Here is a 6,968-nt window from a genome sequence, read left to right as displayed (position 1 = left end):
CGGCCTGCTGGCCCGGCGGCGCGGCGCCCCGGCCCTGGCCCGGCTGTCCGCCGCGCCGGTGCAGGCCCGGCTGCGCGCAGGAGAGGAGCGGCTGGCGGCGCTGGCGGCGCGGCTGGACCTCTCGGCGCAGGATGGCCGCGCCGCGCGCGAGGGGCGCGCCCGGCTGGAGGCGCTGGCGGCGCGGCTGGAGGCGGTGAGCTACGGCGCGGTGCTGCGGCGCGGCTTCGCCCTGGTGCAGGATGCCGCCGGGGCGGCCGTCACCTCCGCCGCGGCGGTGGCGCCCGGCGCGGCGCTGACCCTGACCTTCGGCGATGGCCAGGCCCAGGTGCGGGCGGAGGCGCCGGCGCGCCAGGGCCAGCTGCTGTGACGCCCCGCCGCGCCCTGCTGGCGGCCCCTGCCCTGCTGGCTCCTGCCTTGCTGGCGCCGCGGCCCGCCCGCGCCCAGGTGGCGCTGCGCGGCACCCCGGCGCAGGGGGCGCTGCTGGTGGGCTCCGGCGCCGCCGGGCGGCGGGTGGCGCTGGACGGCGCGCCCGTCGCCGTCTCGCCCGAGGGGGCCTTCGCCATCGGCTTCGGGCGCGACCACGGGCCGCGCGCCGTGCTGTCGGTGGATGGCCACCCGACGGAAATCGCGGTGGCGCCGCGCGCCTGGGACGTGCAGCGCATCACCGGCCTGCCGCCGGAGCAGGTGACGCCCGACGCCGCCACCCTGCAGCGCATCGCCCGTGAGCGCGAGGCGCTGGCCCGCGCCCGCGCCGCCGAGACGCCGCGCGGCGACTTCGCGCGGCCCTTCGCCTGGCCGGCGCAGGGGCGCATCTCGGGCGTTTACGGCTCGCAGCGGGTGCTCAACGGGCAGCCGCGCCAGCCGCATTACGGGCTGGACGTGGCCGGGCCGGTGGGCACCCCGGTGCTGGCCGCGCAGTCCGGCCGGGTGGCGCTGGCCGCCGAGTTCCACTTCTTCGGCCGGTTGCTGGTGCTGGACCACGGGCATCGCGTCCACACCCTCTATGCCCACCTGTCGGAACTGGAAGCGCGGGAGGGCGAGGAGGTGGCGCAGGGCGCGCGCATCGCCCGCATGGGGGCGACGGGCCGCGTCACCGGCCCGCACCTGCATTTCAGCCTGGGGCTCGGGCCGCTCTGGCTCGACCCCCGCCCCCTGCTGCCGGGATAGGCGCGGCGGCCAGCCGCGGGCGCGGGGCGGGCAGGATGGCGGGCGGGCCGGCGCCCTGCTCCAGCCTTCCGGCGGCGGCCTGCACGGCGGCGGCGCGGCCGGCGGGGGCGTAGAAGTCGCCCCGCACGTGCAGGTGGTGCGCCAGCCCGCGCAGGAAGGCGTCCAGCAGCACCGGGTCGGCGCCCTCGGGCGCGGTCCAGAAGGCGTCCAGCCCGCCCTGGTGCGCCAGCCCCGGCACGTCCCACAGGGCGCGGCCCAGCGCGATGGCCGGGCAGCCCTGGCGCAGCGCGTCCAGCCCGGTGGTGCTGTTCACCGTCAGCAGGCCGCGCGCCCGCGCCAGCGCCGGGCCCAGCGGCAGCCCGTCCACCAGGTGCACGCGCCCTTCCACCCCGGCCGCCGCCGCCAGGGCGGCGATGCGCCTTCCCCAGCGCTTCAGCCCGGGGTCCAGCGGGTGGACCTTGACCACCAGCCGGGCCTCCGGCGCGGCATGGGCGGCGAAGGAGCGGATGGCCTCGCCCAGCGGCGTGTCCATGTCCTCGTAGGGGCTGTAGGCGCGGATGGAGTAGTCCGTCTCCATCTGCATGGCGAACAGGAACAGCGGCGCCGCGGCGGGGATGGCGGCCATCAGCGCCTCGGCCGCGCGGGTGCGCGGGCCGGCGCGCAGCAGCCGCCAGCCGGTGCCGAGGTAGCCGGGGATGGGGTGGTGCAGCTGGTAGCGCGCCCAGTGGCGGAACGGCCAGGGCAGCTCGTTCAGCAGGTGGAAGGCGATGTCCCAGGCGGCCTGGCGGCGGAAGTCGCCCCGGAAGCGCGGCGCCATGTCCAGCGGCGGCGCCCCCTGCGCCAGCGCCAGGATGCCGGCCCGCCCGCGGGGATAGCGCGACAGGGCGTTCATGCCGTCGCGCTCCAGCACCACCCAGTCGGGGCGGAGGTAGCCGAAATCCGTCGCCGTCACCGCCACGCCGCGCCGCTGCGCCTCGGCGATGGCGGCCTGGTGCAGCGGCCGCTGCTCGCCCAGCAGCACGAGGTCGGTGGCGCCGTCCAGCCGCGTGCCGATGAAGGCGGGCCATTCCTCCGGCCGGCCGCGGAAATCCTCCGCGCGGGCGTCGTTCCACAGCAGCCGGTCGCCCAGGCAGAGGTTGACGCGGCGCACCGCGTGGCCGCGCCGCGCCAGTTCCGCCCCCAGCTCGCGGAAGAAGGGCGAGATGGGGCCCTGGAGGAACAGGAAGGACCTAGGCATGGCCGGGCTTCTCCCAGGCGAGGCGCCAGTCGGCGGCGGCCACCAGCGGCACCCCGGCGCGGCGGCGGGCGGCCGGGCCGGGCCAGGGGGCGTAGGGCAGCGGCTCGGGCGCGGGCGGGGCGGCCTCGCCGGCGGCGATGCGCGCCAGCACCGCGTCCAGCAGCGGCAGCGCCGCCAGGTGCAGCGCCCGCGCGGCGGCGGTGGCCGAGGTGCCCGGCGGCAGCGGCACCGCGCGCTGCGCCCACACCCCGCCGGCATCCACCCGCGGCGTCAGCGCGTGGATGCTGACCCCGGTGGCGCCCTCGGCCAGGCCGTGGAAGGCGGGCATCGGGCCGCGGTGGCGCGGCAGCAGCGAGGGGTGGACGTTCACCCCGCCGCGCGGCGCGGCCGCCAGCAGGGCGGGCGGCAGGATGCGGTCCAGGTGGAAGCTCACCAGCAGCTCGGCGCCGCTGCCGCGCAGGGCGCGGGCGGTGGCGGCGTCGTCGCCCAGGGCGTGCAGGGGGATGCCGCGCGCCCGGCACAGCCGCGCCAGGGGCGAGGGGCGCAGCGCCGGCAGGGCGTGGTTCAGCAGCAGCCAGGGCAGCAGGCCGGGGCCGCCGCGGCGCAGCGCCCGCCAGCCGCTGCGCCAGGCGCCCAGCGGCGGCGACAGCGCCACCAGCGCCAGGCGGCCGGCGTGGCGGGCGGCGAAGCGCGCCGTCGCCTCCCGGCTGGCGGCGGATTCGAGGGTGAGCAGGGCGATCCTCACCCGGCCTCCCGCGCCGCCTCGGCCAGGGCGGCCACGGCGGCGTCCAGCATCGCGGGCTGGTGCGCGCAGGACAGGAAGAAGCGGATGCGCGCCAGCCCCTCGGGCACCACGGGGAAGCCGATGGGCTGGGCGTTGACGCCGCGCCGCGCCAGCCCCGCCGCCACCTGCGCCGCGCGCAGCGAATCCCCCAGCAGCACCGGCACGATGGAGCCGCCGGAGGAGCCGCCGGTGTCGAAGCCCGCCGCCTGCAGCGCGGCGCGGAAGCGCGCGGTGTTGGCCTGCAGGCGCTCCACCCGCCAGGGCTCGGCGCGCATCAGCGCCAGGGCGCAGCCGGCGGCGGCGGCGATGGGCGGCGGCAGCCCCACCGAATACACGAAGCCCGGCGCGGTGTGGCGCAGCCAGTCCACCAGCGCCCGCCGGCCGGCCACGTAGCCGCCGGCGCCGGCCAGCGTCTTGGACAGGGTGCCCATCCAGATGTCCGCCGCCTCCGGCGCCACGCCCTGCGCCTCGAACACGCCGCGGCCGGTGGGGCCCAGGCAGCCCAGCCCGTGCGCCTCGTCCACCATCAGCCAGGCCTCGTGCCGGCGGGCGAGGTCGCGGAAGGCCGCGAGGTCGGGCACGGTGCCGTCCATGGAGTAGTGGCCCTCGATCACCACCAGGGCGCGGCGGGCGCGGCCGCGGGCGCCGGCCAGGGCGCGCTCGGCCGCCGCGGCGTCGTTGTGCGCGAAGGCCAGCCGGCGCGCGCCGGACAGCCGCACGCCTTCCGTGATGGAGTTGTGGGCCAGCTGGTCATGCACGACCAGGTCCTCCGGCCCCATCAGGTGGCCGATGACGGTGACGTTGGTGGCGTGGCCCGACACCATGGCCAGCGCCGCCTCGGCCTCGTAGTTGGCGGCCAGCGCCGCCTCCAGCGCGGCGTGCACCGGCCGCTCGCCCGACACCATGCGCGAGGCGGAGGCGGAGGTGCCGTGGCGGGCCATCGCCTCGGCGGCGGCGGCGTTCACCCGCGGGTCGCCGTTGAGGTCGAGGTAGTTGTAGGAGGCGAAGTTCAGCATCTCCCGCCCCGCGACCACGGTGCGGGGGCCGGCCACCGCCTCGTGCGGCTGGAAGAAGGGGTTGGGGATGCCGCGGGCCTCCGCCTGGCGGCGCAGCTCCTCCATCACGCGCATCTGCGGCAGGGTGGCGAAGTCGCGCGGCGAGGCGGTGGCGGCCTGCACCAGCGCGGCGGCCTTGGCCCGGCCCAGCACCGCCGCGCGCTCCGCCGCCGAAAGGCCGCGCCGGATCATTCCGCGGCCTCCGCCAGGGAGGCGGCGCCGGCCAGCAGGCGGCGGGCCATGGCGTCCACCGTGGCGGCGCCGTCCATTCCCTCCAGCGGCAGGGTCACGGCGAAGCGGCGCTCCAGCGCCGTGCGCAGCTCCAGCCCGCCCAGGCTGTCCAGCCCCAGGCGGGACAGCGGCTGGTGCGGCGGCACCGCGCCGGCGGGCAGGCGCAGGATGCGCGCCACCTCCTGCCCCACGCCGCGCGCCACGGCGGCCAGGGCGGCGTCGTGGCCCTGGGCCAGCAGGGCGGCCAGGTCCTCGCCGGCTTCCTCGGCGGCGCCCTCGCCGGCCAGGGGGCGGAAGGCGGCCTCGGCCAGGGCGGGCAGGGCGGCGCGGGCGCGCGCCCAGTCCAGCCGGGCCACCGCCGCCACCGGGGCCGGCGTGTCCAGCAGCCCGGGCAGGGCGGACAGCGCCTCGGCGGCCGGCAGGGCCTCGGCGCCCAGGCGGTGGGTCAGGGCGGCGGCGCCGTCGGCGGCCAGCGCCCCGGCATCGGCGATGGGGCCCCACTGCACCGCCACCGCCGGCAGGCCGCGGGCGCGGCGGCGGCGCGCGATGGCCTCCAGCCCCGCATTGGCCGCCACGTAGGCCCCCTGCCCCGGCGCGCCGACCGGCACCGTGGCGGAGGAGAACAGCAGGAAGGCCGCCAGGGGGTCGGAAGCGGTCAGCGCCTCCAGGTTCTCCGCGGCGGTCACCTTGGCGGCCCAGGCGGCCCCGGCGTCGGCCGCCGTCATCCGCGCGGCGATGCCGTCGGCGAAGGCGGCGGCGGCGTGGACCACGTGGCGCAGCGGCGGGCCCCAGGCGCGCACCGCGTCCAGCGCGGCGGCGAGCTGCGCGCGGTCGGCGGCGTCGGCGGCGAAGGCGTGGGCCTCGGCGCCCAGGGCGCGCAGCCGCGCCAGGGCGGCGGGCAGGCCGGGGGTGGCCGGGCCGCGGCGCGACAGCAGGGCGAGGTGGCGCACCCCCAGCCGCGCCAGGGCGCAGGCGGCCTCCAGCCCGAAGCCGGCGGTGCCGCCCACCACCAGCGCCGTGCCCGCGGGCGTCCAGCCCGCCGCTGCCGGGCGCCCGGCGGGCGGCAGCAGCACCAGCTTGCCGATGTGCCCGCCGGCCTGCAGGCGGCGGAACGCCTCCTCCGCCTCCTCCGCCGGGTGGGCGCGCACCGGCAGGGGCGACAGCTCGCCCGCCGCCAGCCGCGCCGCCAGGGTGGCCAGGTGGCGCGCCGCCACCTGGGGGCGGGCGCGGGCCAGTTCGTCCAGGTCCACCGCGTGCCAGGCGACGTTGCGGCGCAGCGGGCGCAGCGCCACCGCCGTGCCCTCGGCGAAGTCGCGCTTGCCCAGCTCCAGGAAGCGGCCGAAGGGCGCCATCAGCCCCAGGCTGCGCTCCATCGCCTCGCCGGCCAGGGTGTTGAGGCAGACGTCCACGCAGCCTTCCTCCGGCCCGGCGCCCCAGGCGGCGCGCAGCGCGTCGGCGAAGGCCAGGCCGCGGCTGTCCAGCGCCAGCTCCGCCCCCGCCATGCGCAGGAAGGCGCGGCGCTGGGCGGTGCCGGCGGTGACCGCCACCCGGGCGCCGCGGCCCAGCGCCACCTGCAGGGCGGCCAGGCCCAGCGCGCCGGCGCCGCCATGGATCAGCACGCGCTCGCCCGGCTCCACGCGCGCCACCTCCTCCAGCGCGTGCAGCGCGGTGAGGAAGGCGACGGGCAGGCCGGCGGCCTGGGCGGGCGGCAGCCCCCCGGGCAGCGGGGCCAGGGCGGCGGCGGCGGTGACGGCGTGGGTGGCCAGGGCGCGCGGGGCCACGCCGAACACGCGGTCCCCCGGCGCGAAGGGGGCGCCCTCGCCCGCTGCCTCCACCACGCCGGCCACCTCCATGCCCAGGCCGGGGCCGGCGAAGCCGGGGCGCAGCGCGTCCTCCGGCAGGAGGTTCTGCGCCCACAGCAGGTCGCGGAAGTTCAGCCCCGCCGCCTCCACGCGCAGCCGCACCTCGCCCGGGCCGGGCGCGGCGGGGGCGAAGGGGGTCCAGGCCAGGCTGTCCAGCCGGCCGGGCCGCGCCGCCTCCAGCCGCAGCGGGCCGGCGGCGGGGGGCGCGGGCAGGCCGGGCCGCAGCCGCGGCACCCAGCGGCCCTGGGCGGTGACGTGCTCCTCGCCCTCGCCGTCGTCGGGCGCCAGCAGCAGGGCGGCGAGGCGGCGCGCCGCCTCGGCCGGCGGCAGGGCGGGGTCGAGGTCGTGGCGGCGCGGGCGCAGGCGCGGCGCCTCGTTGGCCAGCACGCGGCCCAGGGCCAGCAGGGCGGCGGCGGCCGGGTCCTCCGCCGCGCCGCGGACGACCAGGTGCAGGGCGGCGGCGCTGCCCTCCATCCCGGCGGCCAGCCGGGCCAGCCGGGCCAGGGCGGCCGGGCCGGGCGCGGGCAGGCAGACCAGGGCGGCGCCCTGGGCGGCGCGCGGCGCCGGGTCGGGCGGCAGGTGGGACACCTGGGCGCCCGCGGCCTCCAGCGCCTCGGCCAGCGCGGCGGCGA

At 80.3% G+C, this 6,968-nt stretch carries 6 protein-coding genes; 2 read left to right on the top strand and 4 right to left on the bottom strand.

The genetic code is table 11. The annotated features are described in order from the left end of the window. The coding region (locus ACI6QG_RS19345; protein ID WP_407026225.1) for an exodeoxyribonuclease VII large subunit at positions 1-367 on the top strand (367 nt) is incomplete at its 5' end. Next, positions 364-1,167 (top strand): M23 family metallopeptidase, encoded by an 804-nt coding sequence (locus ACI6QG_RS19340; protein ID WP_407026224.1) that lies wholly within the window; start codon positions 364-366, stop codon positions 1,165-1,167. The genes ACI6QG_RS19345 and ACI6QG_RS19340, both read left to right, overlap by 4 nt. On the opposite strand, the gene ACI6QG_RS19335 is transcribed toward ACI6QG_RS19340, so the two are convergent. The 4 genes from ACI6QG_RS19335 to ACI6QG_RS19320 all read right to left on the bottom strand — a co-directional run. Continuing rightward, the gene (locus ACI6QG_RS19335) at positions 1,112-2,404 is read right to left on the bottom strand and encodes a capsular polysaccharide export protein, LipB/KpsS family (RefSeq protein ID WP_407026223.1); all 1,293 of its coding nucleotides are present in this window, start codon (positions 2,402-2,404) and stop codon (positions 1,112-1,114) included. The genes ACI6QG_RS19340 and ACI6QG_RS19335 overlap by 56 nt on opposite strands. Next, a complete protein-coding gene (locus ACI6QG_RS19330; protein WP_407026222.1) occupies positions 2,397-3,149 on the bottom strand; it encodes a formyltransferase family protein in 753 nt (250 codons plus the stop codon). Before ACI6QG_RS19330 ends, ACI6QG_RS19335 begins: the two co-directional genes overlap by 8 nt. Beyond that, positions 3,146-4,435, bottom strand: coding sequence for an aminotransferase class I/II-fold pyridoxal phosphate-dependent enzyme (locus tag ACI6QG_RS19325; protein WP_407026221.1), 1,290 nt, complete (start codon positions 4,433-4,435; stop codon positions 3,146-3,148). The genes ACI6QG_RS19330 and ACI6QG_RS19325 overlap by 4 nt, the downstream gene beginning before the upstream one ends. Beyond that, positions 4,432-6,968: SDR family NAD(P)-dependent oxidoreductase (locus ACI6QG_RS19320; protein ID WP_407026220.1), on the bottom strand; the 2,537-nt coding region annotated here is incomplete at its 5' end. The genes ACI6QG_RS19325 and ACI6QG_RS19320, both read right to left, overlap by 4 nt.

It is taken from the genome of Sabulicella flocculans (assembly GCF_045449635.1).
Lineage (GTDB): Bacteria > Pseudomonadota > Alphaproteobacteria > Acetobacterales > Acetobacteraceae > Roseococcus.
This window is presented reverse-complemented; position numbering and strand designations above follow the sequence as displayed.